At 64.1% G+C, this 16186-nt stretch carries 15 protein-coding genes; 5 read left to right on the forward strand and 10 right to left on the reverse strand.

What is annotated here, in order from left to right:
- Window positions 1–7: 7 nt before the first annotated feature.
- Together rimK and rimB are read right to left on the reverse strand one after the other, a co-directional pair.
- A complete protein-coding gene (gene rimK / locus IFU31_RS12865) occupies window positions 8–913 on the reverse strand; it encodes a 30S ribosomal protein S6--L-glutamate ligase (protein WP_122479844.1) in 906 nt (301 codons plus the stop codon).
- Window positions 910–1392, reverse strand: coding sequence for a retropepsin-like aspartic endopeptidase RimB (gene rimB, locus IFU31_RS12870; RefSeq protein WP_043192313.1), 483 nt, complete (start codon window positions 1390–1392; stop codon window positions 910–912). Before rimB ends, rimK begins: the two co-directional genes overlap by 4 nt.
- Before the next feature lie 187 nt (window positions 1393–1579).
- Here rimB and IFU31_RS12875 point away from each other — a divergent pair, with 187 nt between their 5' ends.
- Window positions 1580–1984, forward strand: a complete 405-nt coding sequence (locus IFU31_RS12875) for an RNA-binding S4 domain-containing protein (RefSeq protein ID WP_185794730.1) — start codon at window positions 1580–1582, stop codon at window positions 1982–1984.
- A gap of 116 nt (window positions 1985–2100) precedes the next feature.
- Here the strand turns inward: IFU31_RS12875 and IFU31_RS12880 are convergent, their stop codons facing one another.
- Window positions 2101–2898 (reverse strand): phosphatase PAP2 family protein, encoded by a 798-nt coding sequence (locus tag IFU31_RS12880; protein ID WP_192103178.1) that lies wholly within the window; start codon window positions 2896–2898, stop codon window positions 2101–2103.
- A gap of 106 nt (window positions 2899–3004) precedes the next feature.
- On the opposite strand from IFU31_RS12880, the gene hslO reads away from it, so the two are divergent.
- Both hslO and IFU31_RS12890 read left to right on the forward strand, forming a co-directional pair.
- Window positions 3005–3907, forward strand: coding sequence for an Hsp33 family molecular chaperone HslO (gene hslO / locus IFU31_RS12885; protein WP_192059453.1), 903 nt, complete (start codon window positions 3005–3007; stop codon window positions 3905–3907).
- A 179-nt stretch (window positions 3908–4086) separates the two neighbouring features.
- Window positions 4087–5628, forward strand: coding sequence for a phosphoenolpyruvate carboxykinase (locus IFU31_RS12890; RefSeq protein ID WP_185794732.1), 1542 nt, complete (start codon window positions 4087–4089; stop codon window positions 5626–5628).
- A gap of 123 nt (window positions 5629–5751) precedes the next feature.
- Here the strand turns inward: IFU31_RS12890 and IFU31_RS12895 are convergent, their stop codons facing one another.
- The 5 genes from IFU31_RS12895 to yrfG all read right to left on the reverse strand — a co-directional run bounded on the left by IFU31_RS12895 (window position 5752) and on the right by yrfG (window position 11419).
- The gene (locus IFU31_RS12895; protein WP_185794733.1) at window positions 5752–6225 is read right to left on the reverse strand and encodes a glycine zipper 2TM domain-containing protein; all 474 of its coding nucleotides are present in this window, start codon (window positions 6223–6225) and stop codon (window positions 5752–5754) included.
- Between the two features lie 304 nt (window positions 6226–6529).
- Window positions 6530–8866 carry an FdhF/YdeP family oxidoreductase gene (locus tag IFU31_RS12900; protein ID WP_185794734.1) on the reverse strand — a complete coding sequence of 779 codons (2337 nt, stop codon included), beginning with the start codon at window positions 8864–8866 and terminating at the stop codon, window positions 6530–6532.
- On the reverse strand, window positions 8863–9714 hold the full coding sequence (fdhD, locus tag IFU31_RS12905) for a formate dehydrogenase accessory sulfurtransferase FdhD (protein WP_122479837.1): 852 nt from the start codon (window positions 9712–9714) through the stop codon (window positions 8863–8865). The genes IFU31_RS12900 and fdhD overlap by 4 nt, the downstream gene beginning before the upstream one ends.
- Before the next feature lie 94 nt (window positions 9715–9808).
- Complete coding sequence (locus tag IFU31_RS12910; protein WP_192059459.1) at window positions 9809–10684, reverse strand: LysR family transcriptional regulator; 876 nt, start codon at window positions 10682–10684, stop codon at window positions 9809–9811.
- Window positions 10685–10756: 72 nt separating this feature from the next.
- Window positions 10757–11419, reverse strand: a complete 663-nt coding sequence (yrfG, locus tag IFU31_RS12915; RefSeq protein ID WP_192103179.1) for a GMP/IMP nucleotidase — start codon at window positions 11417–11419, stop codon at window positions 10757–10759.
- Window positions 11420–11510: 91 nt separating this feature from the next.
- Between yrfG and nudE the strand changes: the two genes are divergently transcribed.
- Both nudE and cysQ read left to right on the forward strand, forming a co-directional pair.
- Window positions 11511–12077, forward strand: coding sequence for an ADP compounds hydrolase NudE (nudE, locus tag IFU31_RS12920; protein ID WP_122479834.1), 567 nt, complete (start codon window positions 11511–11513; stop codon window positions 12075–12077).
- The gene (cysQ, locus tag IFU31_RS12925) at window positions 12074–12913 is read left to right on the forward strand and encodes a 3'(2'),5'-bisphosphate nucleotidase CysQ (protein WP_192103180.1); all 840 of its coding nucleotides are present in this window, start codon (window positions 12074–12076) and stop codon (window positions 12911–12913) included. The genes nudE and cysQ overlap by 4 nt, the downstream gene beginning before the upstream one ends.
- Window positions 12914–12936: 23 nt before the next feature.
- Here cysQ and IFU31_RS12930 read toward each other — a convergent pair whose 3' ends face one another.
- Both IFU31_RS12930 and IFU31_RS12935 read right to left on the reverse strand, forming a co-directional pair.
- The gene (locus tag IFU31_RS12930; protein ID WP_192103181.1) at window positions 12937–14319 is read right to left on the reverse strand and encodes a sigma-54-dependent transcriptional regulator; all 1383 of its coding nucleotides are present in this window, start codon (window positions 14317–14319) and stop codon (window positions 12937–12939) included.
- Window positions 14316–16130 (reverse strand): sensor histidine kinase, encoded by a 1815-nt coding sequence (locus IFU31_RS12935; RefSeq protein ID WP_122479831.1) that lies wholly within the window; start codon window positions 16128–16130, stop codon window positions 14316–14318. The genes IFU31_RS12930 and IFU31_RS12935 overlap by 4 nt, the downstream gene beginning before the upstream one ends.
- Window positions 16131–16186: the final 56 nt, after the last annotated feature.

The raw sequence follows: 16186 nt of genomic DNA on the forward strand, positions 1-16186 counted from the left end.
GCGGTGTTTAGCCCTTGCCCTTGGTGCGGGTCATGTTCGGGCCGCTGTTCTTTTCGATGTGTTCGATGATCATCCCGGCCACGTCTTTGCCGGTGGTCACCTCGATCCCTTCCAGACCGGGTGATGAGTTCACCTCCATCACCAGCGGGCCGTGGTTGGAGCGCAGGATATCCACGCCGGCGACGCTGAGCCCCATCACCTTGGCGGCGCGGATCGCGGTCATGCGCTCTTCGGGTGTGATCTTGATCAGGCTGGCACAGCCGCCGCGGTGCAGGTTGGAGCGAAACTCACCGGGCCTGGCCTGGCGCTTCATCGCAGCGATCACCTTGTCACCCACCACGAAACAGCGGATGTCGGCACCGCCGGCCTCCTTGATGTACTCCTGAACCATGATGTTCTGCTTGAGGCCCATGAACGCTTCGATCACCGATTCGGCCGCGTTGGTGGTTTCACACAGGACCACACCGATGCCCTGGGTACCCTCGAGCACCTTGATCACCAGGGGTGCGCCGTTGACCATGCTGATCAGGTCGGGAATGTCGTCCGGCGAGTGGGCGAAGCCGGTGACGGGCAGGCCGATACCGCGTCGCGACAGCAGCTGCAGCGAGCGCAGCTTGTCCCGCGAGCGGGCGATGGCCACCGATTCGTTCAGCGGAAAGACGTCCATCATTTCGAACTGGCGCAGCACCGCGCAGCCATAGAACGTCACCGACGCGCCGATGCGCGGAATGACCGCATCGAAGCCCTGCAGCGGTTTGCCGCGGTAGTGGATCTGCGGTTTGTGACTGGCGATGTTCATATACGCGCGCAGCGTGTCGATCACCACCATTTCATGGCCACGGGCAGTACCGGCTTCGACCAGACGACGAGTGGAATACAGACGCGGATTGCGCGACAGCACAGCGATCTTCATGCAACACCTGTGGCAGAGGTAGTAGAGGCCGGGAACACCGGCTTGTCTTGAACGTAGGTGACGCCCGGGTTCACGACCAGTTGGCCATGGACCAGCGCCTTGGAGCCGAGCAACAGGCGGTAACGCATGGACTTGCGGCAGGCCAGGGTGAATTCCACTGTCCAGACCCGGTCGCCCAGGGCCAGGGTGGTCTTGATCACGTAGCGCGTCTGCGCATGGCCATTGGAGCTCTTGATGGTTTTCATCGCCACCAGCGGCGCTTCGCAGCGCCGGTGGCGCAGCTGTACCACGGTGCCCAGATGAGCGGTGAAACGCACCCATTTTTCACCGGCACGGGTGAACGGCTCGATGTCCGTGGCGTGCAGGCTGGAGGTGCTGGCGCCGGTATCGATCTTGGCGCGCAGGCCGGCGACACCCAGATCGGGCAGCGCCACCCACTCGCGCAGACCGATAACAGTCAGATGGTCAAATGTCTTCAAATCGGCAAACCGCAAGAGGTAGGGATGGACCCGTATACGCAAGCTTCAGACCGGCGCGGACCGGATCAATTCAACCCAGCCCGACGCCGCTTGGCAAGCATGCGTGCACTGTAATCGCAAAGACCGCCGCTTGCATCCGACAGGCACGGTAGTACAGTTTGATGACGGCATTTCGCGAGGTGAGCCTGTGGCACAGAAGCACAAGCAGGAAGAAGAGGAAAAGGTCCGTCTGGACAAATGGCTGTGGGCGGCGCGCTTCTACAAGACGCGCGCGCTGGCCAAGGAAGCCATCGAGAGCGGCAAGGTGCATTACCGCGGCGAGCGCTGCAAGCCTGGCAAGGAGCCACACGTGGGCGACGAGTTGCAGATACGCACCGGTTTCGAAGAGCGCAGCGTGATCATCGAGGCGCTGTCAATCGTGCGGCGTGGGGCGCCGGAAGCGCAGACGCTCTACCGCGAGACCGAACAGAGCCAGGCCAGGCGCGAGGCCGCGGCGGCCATGCGCAAGGCAGGTGCCCTGGGTGTTACCACCGATGGCAAGCCTTCGAAGAAGCAGCGCCGGCAGCTGTTCAGTTTTCGCTCAGTGGATTGATGCAGCGCAGTGCCGGCCTCTTCGCGGGCAGAGCCCGCTCCCACAAGGAAAAAACTGTGGGAGCGGGGCGGGTGGGAGCGGGCTCTGCCCGCGAAGAGGCCGGCACGGACGACACATCAGCCCGCGACGATACTCAACCGTCCCAGCACCGGCAGCTTCGCCAGCAGCCTGAACAGTGGCTCGGTGGCACGTACGAGCCACTGTGAAGTGTGGGCCGCGAAAGGTGTGTAATACCCCCACCCCAGCGCCCAGACGGCCATCAACACGCCACCAATGTAGTCGTCCTGCCCCCAGTGGGCGCCAGCCACCAGGCGCGGCAGCATGAACACCACGGCCAGGGCCCAGATGCACAGCCACTGCCCGAGCCTGCGGGTACAGACACTCATGAACAGCGCCCAGATCAACAGCACCGAAGCGTGATCGCCGGGAAAACTCTGGCTGGAGCGGTCCTTGAGCTCCCAGTGACGTTCCAGGTTCGGGTACCAGTCGCTGAGCAGTACCGGGTCGGCCAATACCATGCTCGGGCTGTCATGGTCCCAGCCCATTGCGTGTATCCACTTGGAAAACAGCGCGCGCACCACCACTAAGAGCAACAGCACGGCCATGAAGCCGAAGAAAGCCTGGCGAACCTGATGGGCCTTGAACACCCAGTTGCCGCGGATCAGCAGCGCCAGCATGATCACGCCGACCACGATATCGAAGGGGCGCAGACTGCCCAGGGTCCAGGCGTAACGCCAGGCGGCGTTGCTGGCCAAGGGCGCGTTGAGCAGCCGAAACAGCCATTCGTCGAATGCTGTACACAAATGATGGCCAATAGGCCATAACCAGAAGCACAACAGCACGATCGGGATTGTATTGCACAGCAGCAAGCCGCTAACGTTCCACCTGGCTTGGAACAGCGGGGCTTTGTTCATAAGATACCTCTACATCTACAGGGCAGTGAGCGATCAAGCGAACGCCCTGAAGCGGGCTTTATAAAAGCCGCTACACATTTTGTCACCATTCTCAGATACTGGAATTATGCACGATCTTCCTGAAGCCGATTTCACCCAACGCTTTATTTTCGATGACGCCGATGTACGCGGTGAGGCGGTAGCATTGGAGCGCAGCTATGCCGAGGTTCTGGCCAAGCACGACTATCCGTTGCCGGTGCAGTTGCTGCTGGGCGAGTTCATGGCTGCCGCGGCCCTGCTGGTAGGTACGCTCAAGTTCGACGGTTTGCTGATCCTGCAGGCCCGTTCCGAAGGCCCCGTGCCACTGTTGATGATCGAGTGCTCCAGCGAACGCGAGATCCGCGGCCTGGCGCGTTTCCACGCCGAGCAGATCAACGACACCGATGGCCTGCCCGAATTGATGCCCGCCGGAACCCTGGCGATGACCATCGACCCTACCGAAGGCCAGCGCTACCAAGGCATCGTGGAGTTGGAAGGTGCCGACCTGTCGGCAAGTTTCTCGAATTATTTCGCCCTCTCCGAACAGCTCGGCACGCGCTTCTGGCTCAAGGCCGACGGCACCCGTGCCCGTGGCTTGCTGCTGCAGCAATTGCCTGCCGCCGTGATCAAGGACGAGGACGAGCGCGCCGAGAGCTGGACGGCCGCCATCACCCTGGCGGACACCCTCAAGGCCGAAGAACTGTTGGGCCTGGATAACGAAACCGTGCTGTACCGCCTGTATCACGAGCAGGCACTGCGGCTTTTCGATACCCAGCCGATACGGTTTCGCTGCAGCTGTTCCAGGGAGCGTTCGGCACGAGCGCTCGTCAGCCTGGGGCACGACGATGCACGCGAGTTGCTCAAGGAGCATGGCGGTACGGTGGAAATCGACTGCCAGTTCTGCAACCAGCGCTACTTGTTTGACGCCACCGACGTCGATCAACTCTTCAGTGGTGCTGGTGTCGACGCTCCGTCAGATACCCGTCACTGAACCGATTTAGTCTCGCTAAATGAAGAAAAACACGCCGGAATAACGCCGTTACCGACCGGAGGACGCTATTCTTTTCGAGCGTTTCTGGCATAATCCGGCCCACTTTTTAGCTGTAGTGGTTGTTGTAAACTTACTACAAAATGTTTGGAGCACTCGGCCCAGAGCCGACGGGGAACCTCATGACGCAAGCCAAGAACGCCGTGTACGCCGATCTGACTGTAGACGATCTGGTTAAAGAAGCCCTGAACCGTGGTGAAGGCGAGCTTGCCGATACCGGTGCTCTGGTAGTGCGTACCGGTCATCGCACCGGTCGTTCGCCAGTCGACCGCTTCATTGTCGAAGAGCCCACCACCCAGGACGCCATCGCCTGGGGCCCGATCAACCGCAAATTCCCGGCCGACAAGTTCGATGCCTTGTGGAATCGTGTCGAAGCCTACCTGGGCGAGCGCGAGCGGTTCGTTTCCCATGTTCATGTAGGGTCCGATCCGGCGCACTACCTGCCGGTCAAGATGACCACCCAGACCGCCTGGCACAACCTGTTCGGACGTTGCCTGTTCATCAACCCCGAGCAGTACAACGGCGGTGGCAAGGACGAATGGCAGGTGCTCAATGCGCCTGAGTTCGAGTGCGTCCCAGAGCGCGACGGCACCAATTCCGACGGTACCGTGATCATCAATTTCGCGGCTCGCAAGGTGCTGATCGCCGGCATGCGCTATGCCGGCGAAATGAAGAAGGCCATGTTCTCGGTGCAGAACTTCCTGCTGCCGGCTGCCGACGTGCTGCCGATGCACTGTGCCGCCAACATGGGCGAAGACGGCGACGTCACTCTGTTCTTCGGCCTGTCGGGCACTGGCAAGACCACGCTTTCGGCCGACGAAAGCCGTTACCTGATCGGCGACGACGAACATGGCTGGGGCGTGGGCGTGGTGTTCAACATCGAAGGCGGTTGCTATGCCAAGTGCATCGACCTGTCCGAGAAGAACGAGCCGGTCATCTGGAAAGCCATTCAACACGGCGCCGTGCTGGAAAACGTCGTGCTCGATGCCGACAAGAAGGCCGACTACGCCGATGACAGCCTGACCCAGAACAGCCGTGCCGCGTACCCTCGCGAGCTGATCGAGAAGCGCGCGCCGAAGAACCTGGGCGGTGAGCCCAATGCCGTGATCTTCCTGACCTGCGACCTGACCGGCGTGCTGCCGCCTGTGTCCATCCTCAGCGAAGAGCAGGCTGCCTATCACTTCCTGTCGGGCTACACCGCACTGGTAGGTTCGACCGAAATGGGCTCGGGCAGCGGCATCAAGTCGACCTTCTCGACCTGCTTCGGCGCACCGTTCTTCCCGCGTCCGGCGGGCGAGTACGCCGAGCTGCTGATCAAGCGTATCCGTGGCTTCGGTTCCAAGGTCTACCTGGTCAATACCGGCTGGACCGGTGGCGGCTACGGCGTTGGCAAGCGCTTCAACATCCCCACCACCCGTGGCGTGATTGCAGCGATCCAGAGCGGCGCCCTGATCGGGACCGAGACCGAGCACCTGGACATCGTCAACCTGGACGTGCCAAAGGTCGTACCGGGCGTCGATACCAACCTGCTCAACCCGCGCAACACCTGGGCCGACCCAGCTGCCTACGACGAAGCGGCCAAAGGCCTGGCTTCGCTGTTCATCGAGAACTTCAAGAAGTTCGAAGTGAGCGATTCGATCAAGGCTGCCGGTCCGCAGTTGTAAGCGTCTGCTGAAATAAAAAAACCGCCCCTTGAGGGCGGTTTTTTTATGGCTCTGGGACAGGCGGACGGTTGAAGGCCTGCAGCTGGAAGCCTTGCCGCCTGCCGCGTTTGCAGAAAGCCTGGCTCAGCGATCGCGCCAGTGCTTGTTGTGGCCGACGTGGCGGCCGCGGTCGCGATGTTTCGATTTGCCGCGATTGTCGTGGCCGCGATAGCGACGATCGTCACGGTCGTCGCGGTCGGCCGAGGTACCCATGTAGTTGCCCAATGCGCCGCCTGCGCCGCCACCCGTCGCCGCGCCCACCAGCCCGCCGGTGCTGCCGCCCACGGTGCGGCCCACCACGTTGCCACCTGCAGCGCCCAGCGCGCCACCAATGGCGGCCTGGCCGCGATTGCGCTTGTCTGCGCCCACTGCACTGCCGGCGGCACCACCCAGGCCTGCGCCAATGGTCGAGCCGGTGCTGCCGCCCAGTTGCTGGCCTACCACCGCGCCCAGAACCCCACCCAATGCGCCCCCTACACCGGCTTCGGTGTTGCTGCCTGCAGAAGCAGCGCCTGTCACCAGGCCAAGGGTCAACAAAAGTATCGAGGGAAATTTCATCGATCAGATCTCAGAGGGATGACGGCGCGACTTTGCAATGCGATGGGTCAGCCGACAAGCACGATGTGATGGAAAGCACGATGGGTACGCAGTTCCGAGATTCGGAAGTTTCATGGGGAAACTTTGAGCAGGGAGGGTGGTCGCACGTACTTCCGGAGTGGCGTCTTTTTGTCGAGATCGAGATCACGATCAAAAGCGACGCGGCTGGCGACACTGCTACAGGGCGTACGATCTACCTGTAGCAGCGGCGCCAGCCGCGTCGGCGGCCCACGCGCCGCGAAAAGACAAGGGGCTGCGCTCGACATCAGGCGATGCGGGCGCTCGGGGCGGGCTGCTCCAGGCGGATGGCAACGAACTTCGAAGTAGGCGTGCTGCTGCCTTCGCCCACGCTTTCCAGCGGCACCAGCGGATTGACCTCTGGGTAGTACGCTGCGGCCTGACCGGCCGGAATGTCGAACGCCAGCAGTGTGAAGCCCTTCACGCGCCGTTCGCGGCCGTCCTCCCAGATCGACACCAGATCGGCTTTCTGCCCTGGACGGAAGCCCAGGCGAATGATGTCGGCTTCATTGGCGAACAGGACGTCACGCTGGCCACGCACGCCGCGATAGCGGTCGTCCAGGCCGTAGATGGTGGTGTTGTACTGGTCGTGGGAGCGCATCGACTGCATGATCAGGTCCGGTATCTGGCCGGTGGCGCGTACGCGTTCGTCGATCAGGTCCAGCGGCAGGCGGTTGGGCTTGAAATTGGCCCGTCCGCTGGGGGTGTTCCAGCGGCGTGCACCGGCGCTGTTGCCCAGGTAGAAGCCGCCCGGATGCTTCAGCCGTTGGTTGAAGTCCTTGAAGCCGGGCAGGGTATCGGCGATCAGGTCACGAATGCGATCGTAATCGCCGATCAGCCAGTTCCAGTCCACCGGCTGCGTACCGAGCGTGGCGGCGGCGATGCCGGCGACGATGGCCGGCTCCGAGCGCATGTGCTTCGACAGCGGCTGCAGTTGGCCATTGGAGGCGTGCACCATGCTGAACGAATCTTCCACAGTGACCGCTTGTGGGCCCTCGCTTTGTTGATCGATGTCGGTGCGACCCAGGCAGGGCAGAATCAGTGCCTGCTTGCCGTGCATCAGGTGGCTGCGGTTGAGCTTGGTGCTGATCTGCACCGTGAGCTCGCAGTTGCGCAGCGCCTGCGCCGTGCGCGGGCTGTCCGGCGTGGCCTGGGCGAAGTTGCCGCCCAGGGCGATGAAGACCTTGGCCCTGCCTTCGGCCATCGCATGGATGGCTTCCACCACGTTATGGCCATTGGTGCGCGGCACATTGAAGCCAAAACGTTTTTCCAGGGCGTCGAGGAGGAACGCCGGTGGGCGCTCGTTGATGCCCATGGTGCGGTCGCCCTGCACGTTGCTGTGACCCCTTACCGGACACAGGCCGGCACCGGGACGACCGATGTTGCCGCGCAACAGCATCAGGTTGGAGATTTCCTGAATGGTCGGTACCGAGTGGCGATGCTGGGTGATGCCCATGGCCCAGCACATGATCACGTTCTTGCCCTTGAGGTACATGCGCGCGGCAAGCTCGATGTCCTCCAGCGGCAGGCCGGACTGCTCGACGATGTGCGCCCATGGCGTGTCGTCGATCGCGGCCAGGTATTCCAGCACGGTGGCGGTGTGCTCGTTGAGGAAGTCGTGGTCGAACACCGACGGCGCGTTGTTGGCCTGGGCCTCGCGTTCCCATTGCAGCAGGAACTTGGCCATGCCGCGCATCATCGCCATGTCGCCGCCCAGTGCCGGACGGAAGTAGGCGGTGTTGGTCGGACGGTCACCGTTGGTGAGCATCTCGATCGGATGCTGGGGGTGCTGGAAGCGCTCCAGGCCGCGCTCCTTGAGCGGGTTGATGCAGACCACCTGGGCGCCACGCTGGACCGCTTCGCGCAGGGGTTCGAGCATGCGCGGATGGTTGGTGCCAGGGTTCTGCCCCCAGACGAAGATGGCGTCGGCGTGTTCGAAGTCGTCGAACGTCACTGTGCCCTTGCCCACCCCGATGCTCTGCGACAATGCAACGCCGCTGGCTTCGTGGCACATGTTCGAGCAATCGGGGAAGTTGTTGGTGCCGAACGCCCGCACGAACAGCTGATACAGGTAGGCCGCTTCGTTGCTGGCCCGGCCCGAGGTGTAGAACTCGGCCTGGTCGGGGCTTTCGAGGTTGAGCAGATGCTTGGCGACCAGCGCGTACGCATCGTCCCAGGCAATCGGCACGTAGCGGTCGCTGGCAGGGTCGTAGACCATCGGCTCGGTGAGACGGCCCTGATACTCGAGCCAGTAGTCACTCTGCTCGAGCAGGGAAGTGACGCTGTGCTTGGCGAAGAAGGCCGGGTCGACACGCCGCTTGGTCGCCTCCCAGTTCACCGCCTTGGCGCCGTTTTCGCAGAACTTCACCATGCCGCTTTCCGGCGAATCGCCCCAGGCACAACCGGGGCAGTCGAAGCCGCCATTCTGGTTGGTCTTGAGCAGGGTGCGGATGTTCTTCAGCGCGTTGTCGCTGCTCAGCCAGAACTGCGTCACGCTGATCAGTGCGCCCCAGCCACCCGCTGCACCTTTGTAGGGCTTGTAGCGAGGAACAGGGGTCTTGTCGGCTTGATTGTGAATGCTCACGCTTGATTCTCCAACGCAGGGCTATAGACCCGCGGCGCGCTGTGCTGCGGCAGGTGAATGAGGTTCAGGTTGTGCCGGCGTGCCCATTGCAGGGCCAGGCCGGTGGGCGACGACAGGCTGACCAGGGTCTGGATGCCGGCGCGCAGTACTTTCTGGATGAGTTCGAGGCTGCACCGGCTGGTGACGATGGCCAGGCCGCCGGTGCTGTCGATGTTCTGCCGCACCAGGGCGCCGATCACCTTGTCGAGCGCGTTGTGCCGGCCTATGTCTTCACGGCCCAGCAGCAGGGTGCCTTGGGCGTCCATGAACAGCGCCGCATGCACCGCGCCGCTGCGTTGCCCCAGGGGCTGGAAGGCGCCGATGCGCTGGCGCAGGCCCTCGAGCCACTGCACCGGCGGCAAGTCGGCGCCGGCCAGCACGGCCAGTTCAGGCAGTGCCTGCTCCACGGCTTCGACCCCGCACAGCCCGCAACCGCTGCTGCCGGCCAATTGCCGACGCTGGGTCTTGAGGTTCCAGAAGGCGCGGTTGGCGATCTGTACCTCGGCGTGGCGTGCCGACCCAGTGCCGCTGAGCTTGATGTCGTAGATTTCATTGGCATCGGCCACGATGCCGCTGCCGATGCTGAAGCCGGTGACGAAGTCTTCGAGATCGGTGGGCGTGACCAGCATCACCGCCTGGCTGATGCCGTTGTAGGCGATCGCCAGCGCCACTTCTTCGGCCAGCGGCGTACTGCCGGGCTCGTCCAGGCTCAAGCTGCAATAACTGTAGGTCTGGCTGGCGATGGGGTTGGCGAGGGGTGCAACCGAGGAAGAAACGGGCACCGCGCTGGCCGGGTGCTTGGCGTTCATGGGAATGGACCGGCAGTGAATTCAGCCTTTAGCCTAGGCGCAGGACGAGCCAGCGTCTAATTGCTATTGCCGATGCGACGATAGACCGCATTGATCATGGCGCGTCATACAGCTTGAAGCAGGCTTCGGCCAGTGCCGAACGCGGCGCCGCGCGGCGCATGATCAGCCCCAGCGGCGCCAGCGTGTGGGCGTCGGCGATGGGTTGCAGGCGCAAGTGCTCGGTCAGCCCTTCCAGCCCGCCGGCCAGGGGCATGATGGCGCAGCACAGGCCACCGTGTACGGCCTGGATCAACTGGTGAACCGCGTCGGTCTGCAGCAAGGGCTGCGGCGCCAGCCCGCGGGAGTGGAAATTGTGGTCGATGGACTGACGAAAATGCATGCCGGTGGTGAGCATGCCCAGCGGCAACTCGATGAGCGCCTCCCAACTCAGGGCCTGCTCGCCGAAATCATAGTGGCGTTGATCGAACAACAGGCCCATGCGGGTTTCTCCCAGCGCCCTCGATTCGAAGCGCTCCTGGTCCAGCCGCTCCAGAAACGATACGCCCAGGTCGATTCGGTTGCTCGCCAGTTGCTCGAGGATCTGTTCGGAACTCAGCGAGCTGAGCTCGAAGCGCAGGTTCGGATGCGCACCGTGCAGGGTGTGCAGCAGTGGCACCGGGTCGAAGCTGGACAGCGGCACCACCCCCAGGCGCAAGGTGCCTACCAGATGCCCGCGACAGGCCGCGGCTTCCGCCTGCAGGCCGTCGTAGGCGGCCAGCACGGTACGCGCCCAGGCCAGCACGCGCTCGCCTGGGGCAGTGAAGCCTTCGAAGCGCTGGCCGCGCTTCACCAGGGGCAACTCGAGCTCTTCTTCAAGGTTGCGCAGGCGCATCGACAGGGTCGGCTGAGTGATGTGGCAACGCGCTGCGGCCTGGCCGAAATGACGGGTTTCATCCAACGCGATAAGGAATTTGAGTTGCTTGATGTCCATGCTCGCTCCTGGGTAGGCGATGCGCAGTATAGCGGCACGCGCTGGCGGTGGGGCGGTGGGCAGCAGGGTGGGTCACAGACCTGCGATGAGCTCGCGGTAATCACCCACCGCCTCGAATTCTTCGGTGTCCTTGGCGCCCTTGCGGCTGTCCGGCTCGCACACCGCGAGCAGATGCTTGACCCCGTAGGCCTGGGCGCTGCGCAGCACCGGCAGGGTATCGTCGATGAACAGGCTGCGCGCCGGGTCGAAGCCGATGTCGGCCTGCAGGGCGTCCCAGAACTGCCCGTTTTCCTTGGGGTAGCCGTAGTCGTGGGAACTGATCAGCCGTTCGAAATACGGCGCCAGCTCGATGCGCTCCAGCTTCAGCGACAGCGAGTCGCGGTGGGCGTTGGTGATCATGATCACCCGCTTGCCGGCGCGCCGAATCGCTGCCAGAAACGTGTCGGCGTCGGGGCGCAGGGCGATCAGATCGGCCGTCTCCAGTTTCAGCTCGCGTACCGGGATGTTCAGTTCGCGGGTCCAGAAATCCAGGCAGTACCAGTTCAGCTTGCCGGCGTTGTCGGTGAACAGCGGTTGCAGCTCCAGCTGTGCCATGGCCAGGCTCACCCCGTGCAGTTGGGCATAGCGCTGCGGCAGATGTTCGAGCCAGAAATGGTTGTCGTAATGCAGGTCGAGCAAGGTGCCATCCATGTCCAGCAGGACGGTATCGATGGTGCTCCAGGCGAGGCGTGGCATAGCGAAGATTCTCGGGCAGTGGTGGATCAAGGGTGGCCTGCCGCAGGCCAAGCCACGGTATAGTAACCCGTTCACGTCCAGGAGCTGCCCGATGCGCCAGAAACCCGAAGTCCTTGCCCGCGAAATCGTCGCCAGTAGTCGCCTGTTCCGTGTCGAAGAAGTGCAATTGCGCTTCTCCAATGGTGTCGAGCGTACCTACGAACGTCTGGTGGGGCGCGGCAATGGCTATGGCGCGGTGATGATCGTGGCGATGGCCGATGCCGAGCATGCGCTGCTGGTCGAAGAGTATTGCGGGGGCACCGACGCCTATGAGCTGTCGCTGCCCAAGGGTTTGATCGAGCCGGGCGAAGACGTGCTGGCTGCAGCCGATCGCGAGCTCAAGGAAGAAGCCGGATTCGGCGCCCGGCAGCTCGAGCACCTGACCGAGCTGTCGTTGTCGCCCGGCTACATGAGCCAGAAAATCCAGGTGGTTCTGGCGCAAGGGCTGTACGAGGAGCAGCTCGAGGGCGACGAGCCGGAGCCGATGCGGGTCGAGCGGGTGAACCTGCGCGAGCTGGCCAGCCTGGCCCAGCATCCGCAGTTCTCCGAAGGCCGCGCACTGGCCGCCCTGTACCTGGCGCGCGACCTGCTGATCCAGCGTGGAGTGTTCAGCCTGTGAGCGATCTCGAACGTCTGTTGCCAGAAGTAGTGGCGCTGGCCCATCGGGCTGGAGCGGCGATCCTGCCGTTCTGGCGGGCCGATGTGCAGGTCATGGCCAAGGCCGACGAGTCGCCGGTCACCGCAGCCGACCTCGCCGCGCATCACGTCATCGTCGATGGATTGAAGGCGTTGGCACCGGATATCCCGATCCTGTCCGAAGAAGATGCGGACATCGCGCTGGACGTGCGCGAACGATGGACCCGCTGGTGGCTGGTCGATCCACTGGACGGCACCAAGGAATTCATCAACGGCAGCGAGGAATTCACCGTCAACATCGCCCTGATCGAGCATGGTCAGGTGCTGTTCGGTGTGGTCACTGTGCCAACCACGGGCGGCGCCTACTATGGCGGGGCGGGGCTCGGCGCCTGGCACGCCGTGGGCCAGCAGCCGGCGCAACCGATCAGCGTGCGCCGCACGCCTGCGCCAGGCAGCGCGTTCAAGGTGGTTGCCAGCCGCCGCCATTCCAGCCCCGGGCAGGAGCACCTGCTCGCCGGGTTGAGTGCCGTGGTGGGCCCCCTGGATCTGGTCAGTGTCGGCAGCTCGCTGAAGTTCTGCCTGTTGGCCGAAGGCGCCGCCGATTGCTATCCGCGCCTGGCGCCAACCTCGCAATGGGACACCGCTGCCGCCCAGGGTGTGCTCGAAGGTGCTGGCGGCGAAGTGCTGCAGATCGACGGGCAGCCGTTCGTCTATCCTGCCCGCCAGTCGTTGCTCAACCCGTCGTTCCTGGCGCTGCCCAGGGAGGTGCCATGGCGTCAGTCGCTGGTGACGCTGGCGCAGGCCGGGAGCGAGCACTAGGCAGTCGCTGCAGAGCCCTGGATTCACTCGTGTTCGTCGCCCCCGCCAAAGCTCAGGCCATGCTTGCGCAGCTTGTCGTGCAAGGTCTTGCGTGGAATGCCCAGGGCCTCGGCCAGGCTGCGCACGGAGGTGTGCGAGCGGCTCATCTCGGCCGCGATCAAGGCGCGTTCGAAATGCTCGACCTGTTCGCTGAGCCCGCCGGCGACCGTCCGCGCCATGTCCACGGGGCCGGGCTCGCCGTTGTCCAGGGCCAGTTCGAGGCCCAGGGCGAAGCGCTCGGCAGCGTTCTGCAGTTCGCGCACATTGCCCGGCCAGCTGTGCCGCAACAACAATGCACGCTGGGCCGCCGACAGCTCGTTGGCCAGTACCCCGTGGCGCTCGGCGGCAGCGTCGGCGTAGTACTGGAACAACGACAGCACGTCTTCGCCACGCTCGCGCAACGGCGGAATGCGTAGCGAGGCAACATTGAGGCGGTAATACAGGTCGGCGCGGAAGCGTCCCTGGTCGGCGGCCTGACGCAGGTCTTCCTTGGTGGCGGCAATCACCCGGATGTCCAGGCGGATCTGCTGGTTGCCGCCCAGGCGCTCGACCACGCGCTCCTGCAGCAGGCGCAGCAGCTTGACCTGTACGTCCAGGCTCATGCTTTCGATTTCGTCGAGAAACAAGGTGCCGCCGTTGGCGAACTCGAACTTGCCGATGCGGCGTTTCTGCGCGCCGGTGAAGGCGCCGGGTTCATGGCCGAACAGCTCGCTTTCCACCACCGATTCGGCGAGGGCACCGGCGTTGATTGCCACGAAGGGACCGCCGCGACGGCTGGACAGGTCGTGCAGAGCGCGCGCCACCACTTCCTTGCCGGCGCCGGTTTCGCCCAGAATCAGCACGTCGGCCTTGGTTCCGGCCAGGGCGCCGATCTGTTCGCGCAAACGCGCCATCGGCGCCGACTGGCCCACCAGGCGCGTGCTCAGCTGCTGGCGATCGCTCAGGGCCATGCGCAGGCTGCGGTTGTCCAGCACCAGCCGGCGCACGGCCAGGCCGCGACGCACGCTGTCGAGCAGCGCATCGCTGGCGAATGGTTTTTCGAGGAAATCGTAGGCACCGGCGCGCATGGCCTGCACGGCCAATGGGACGTCGCCGTGCCCGGTGATCAGCAGAACCGGCAGTTCGGTGTCCCGCGCATGCAGTTGTTCGAGCAACTGCAGGCCGTCGATGCCCGGCATGCGGATGTCGCTGACCACGACACCCGGCCAGTCGCGCTCGATGCGCGCGGCCAGGCCCTGGGCGTCGGCCAGGGCCAGCACTTTCAGCCCGGCCAGGTCCAGGGTCTGGCTCAAGGCCTGGCGCAGGTGGGGATCGTCGTCGATCAGCACGACCTGGATCTTGCTGTCGATGGCGCTGTAGCTGGTCATGCCGATGGGTCCTCTGGAGCTTGCAGGCTGACCCCGGGCTCTCCGGCGCGCAAGCGCAGGATCAGCAGGGCACCGCCTTGGGGATGATTGGACAGCAGCAGTTCGCCGCCCAGCGCGCGCATCAGCGTATCGCAGATCGCCAGGCCCAGGCCAAGTCCCTGCGTGCGTGTCTTGGTGGTGAAAAAGGGTTCGCGGGCGCGGGCCATGGCCTCGCTGGTGAAGCCTGGGCCGTTGTCGCGGATGCGCAGTTCGACGCCGTCGGCCGTTTGTTCGGCGCTCAGCCACAGGCAGCGCGGGTTGGCCTTTTCGGTCAAGGCATCCAGGGCATTGGCCAGCAGGTTGCCTAGCACCTGGCGCAGTCGGGTTTCACCGGCCTGCACCCAGAGCGGCGCATCGGGCAGGTCGCGGATGAGTTCGACGGCCATGGCCCGGCGGCGTTTGGCGAGCAGGGCCAGGGCATCGTCGAGGGCTGGTTGCAGGGCGACACTTTCCAGGGCGTGGCGGTCGCGTCGGGCAAAGGCGCGCAGGTGGGCGATGATCGAGGCCATGCGCCCGGTCAGTTCGCTGATCAACTTGAGGTTGCCTCGCGCATCCTCGATGCGCTCGTGGTCGAGCAGCACTTCGGTGTTCTCGGCGTAGCTGCGAATGGCCGCCAGGGGCTGGTTGAGCTCGTGGCTGATGCTGGCCGACATGGTGCCCAGTGCCGACAGTTTGCCCGCCTGCACCAGTTCGTCCTGGGCACGCACCAGTTCCTGCTGGGCCTGCTCGCGTTCGAGCACTTCCTGGCGCAGCTTGCTGTTGAGCCCTTCGAGCGCACTGGTGCGTTCCACCACCCGGGTTTCCAGTTCGTGCCGGGTACGCCCTTCGAACTCGATGCGCTCGAGGTAGTGGCGGCGGCGCTGCATCATCAGGCCGAGCAGCAGCATCAATGCCAGGAGCAAGGCTCCGCCCACGGCGACGACGGTGCGCACCGGTCGATCGAGCAAGGTTTTGGGGGCGAGGATGCTGACGTTCCAGCCGGTTTCGGCGATGGTGCGCGTTTGCGTGAGCCAGGCATCGGGGTCCAGGTTCAGCGGCTGTGGATCGCGGGTGGGGTAGGGCAGGATCGAGACGATGGCCTGGCGCTCGCTGTCGCTGAGCGGGCGCGTGGCACGGAAGCGCCATTCAGGGCGCGAGGTCAGGATGACCACGCCGTTGTGGTCGGTGAGCAGCAGCTGTTCAGGCGTCTTGCCCCACAGGGTTTCGGTGTGGTCGAGGTCGACCTTCACCACCAGAACGCCAATGACCTTGTCCTGGTCATGCACGGCGGCGGCAAAGAAGTAGCCGCGCTTGGCCGAGGTCGTGCCGAGCCCGAAGAAGCGCCCCAGGCGCCCGGCCACGGCATCGCTGTAATAGGGGCGGAAGGCGAAATTGCGGCCGACGAAACTGTCGCGCTGTTCCCAGTTGGAGGCGGCCAGGGTATTGCCGTCGGCGTCCAGCAGGTACATGACTTCGGCGCCGGTCTGTTCGCGGATGTCCTTGAGCAGGTGGTTGGCGTCGAGGATCGCCTGGGCATCGCGGGGAGCGGCCAGCAAGGCGCGCAGCGCCGGCAGGTCACCGAGGATCTGCGGCAGGGTTTCGTAGCGGTGCAGGGTGCCCAGCAGGTTGGCGACGTAGAGGTCCAGCGTCTGCCGATTCTGGCTGACCAGCTCGCTTTTGTAATAGCGCTCGGCCAGATGCTCCAGTGGCCACAACAGTGGCGCCAGGCACAGGGCCAGGATTGCCAGGCTGCGCCAGCGGGGTCTGCGAGTGATGAAAGGTCTGGAGGTCATAGGACAACACGCCGGAATTGACCGGCGTATTATGCGCCACGTAAACGCCGCGAAGC

Source organism: Pseudomonas sp. CFBP 13602 (assembly GCF_014842725.1).
Classification (GTDB): Bacteria; Pseudomonadota; Gammaproteobacteria; order Pseudomonadales; family Pseudomonadaceae; genus Aquipseudomonas; species Aquipseudomonas baltica.

Coding starts and splice junctions, on each gene's coding strand:
- nudE (WP_122479834.1), top strand. CDS start 11,511: ATGCGCCAGAAACCCGAAGTCCTTGCCCGCGAAATCGTCGCCAGTAGT.
- yrfG (WP_192103179.1), bottom strand. CDS start 11,419: ATGCCACGCCTCGCCTGGAGCACCATCGATACCGTCCTGCTGGACATG.
- hslO (WP_192059453.1), top strand. CDS start 3,005: ATGCACGATCTTCCTGAAGCCGATTTCACCCAACGCTTTATTTTCGAT.
- IFU31_RS12880 (WP_192103178.1), bottom strand. CDS start 2,898: ATGAACAAAGCCCCGCTGTTCCAAGCCAGGTGGAACGTTAGCGGCTTG.
- IFU31_RS12930 (WP_192103181.1), bottom strand. CDS start 14,319: ATGACCAGCTACAGCGCCATCGACAGCAAGATCCAGGTCGTGCTGATC.
- IFU31_RS12935 (WP_122479831.1), bottom strand. CDS start 16,130: ATGACCTCCAGACCTTTCATCACTCGCAGACCCCGCTGGCGCAGCCTG.
- IFU31_RS12910 (WP_192059459.1), bottom strand. CDS start 10,684: ATGGACATCAAGCAACTCAAATTCCTTATCGCGTTGGATGAAACCCGT.
- rimK (WP_122479844.1), bottom strand. CDS start 913: ATGAAGATCGCTGTGCTGTCGCGCAATCCGCGTCTGTATTCCACTCGT.
- IFU31_RS12895 (WP_185794733.1), bottom strand. CDS start 6,225: ATGAAATTTCCCTCGATACTTTTGTTGACCCTTGGCCTGGTGACAGGC.
- IFU31_RS12890 (WP_185794732.1), top strand. CDS start 4,087: ATGACGCAAGCCAAGAACGCCGTGTACGCCGATCTGACTGTAGACGAT.
- fdhD (WP_122479837.1), bottom strand. CDS start 9,714: ATGAACGCCAAGCACCCGGCCAGCGCGGTGCCCGTTTCTTCCTCGGTT.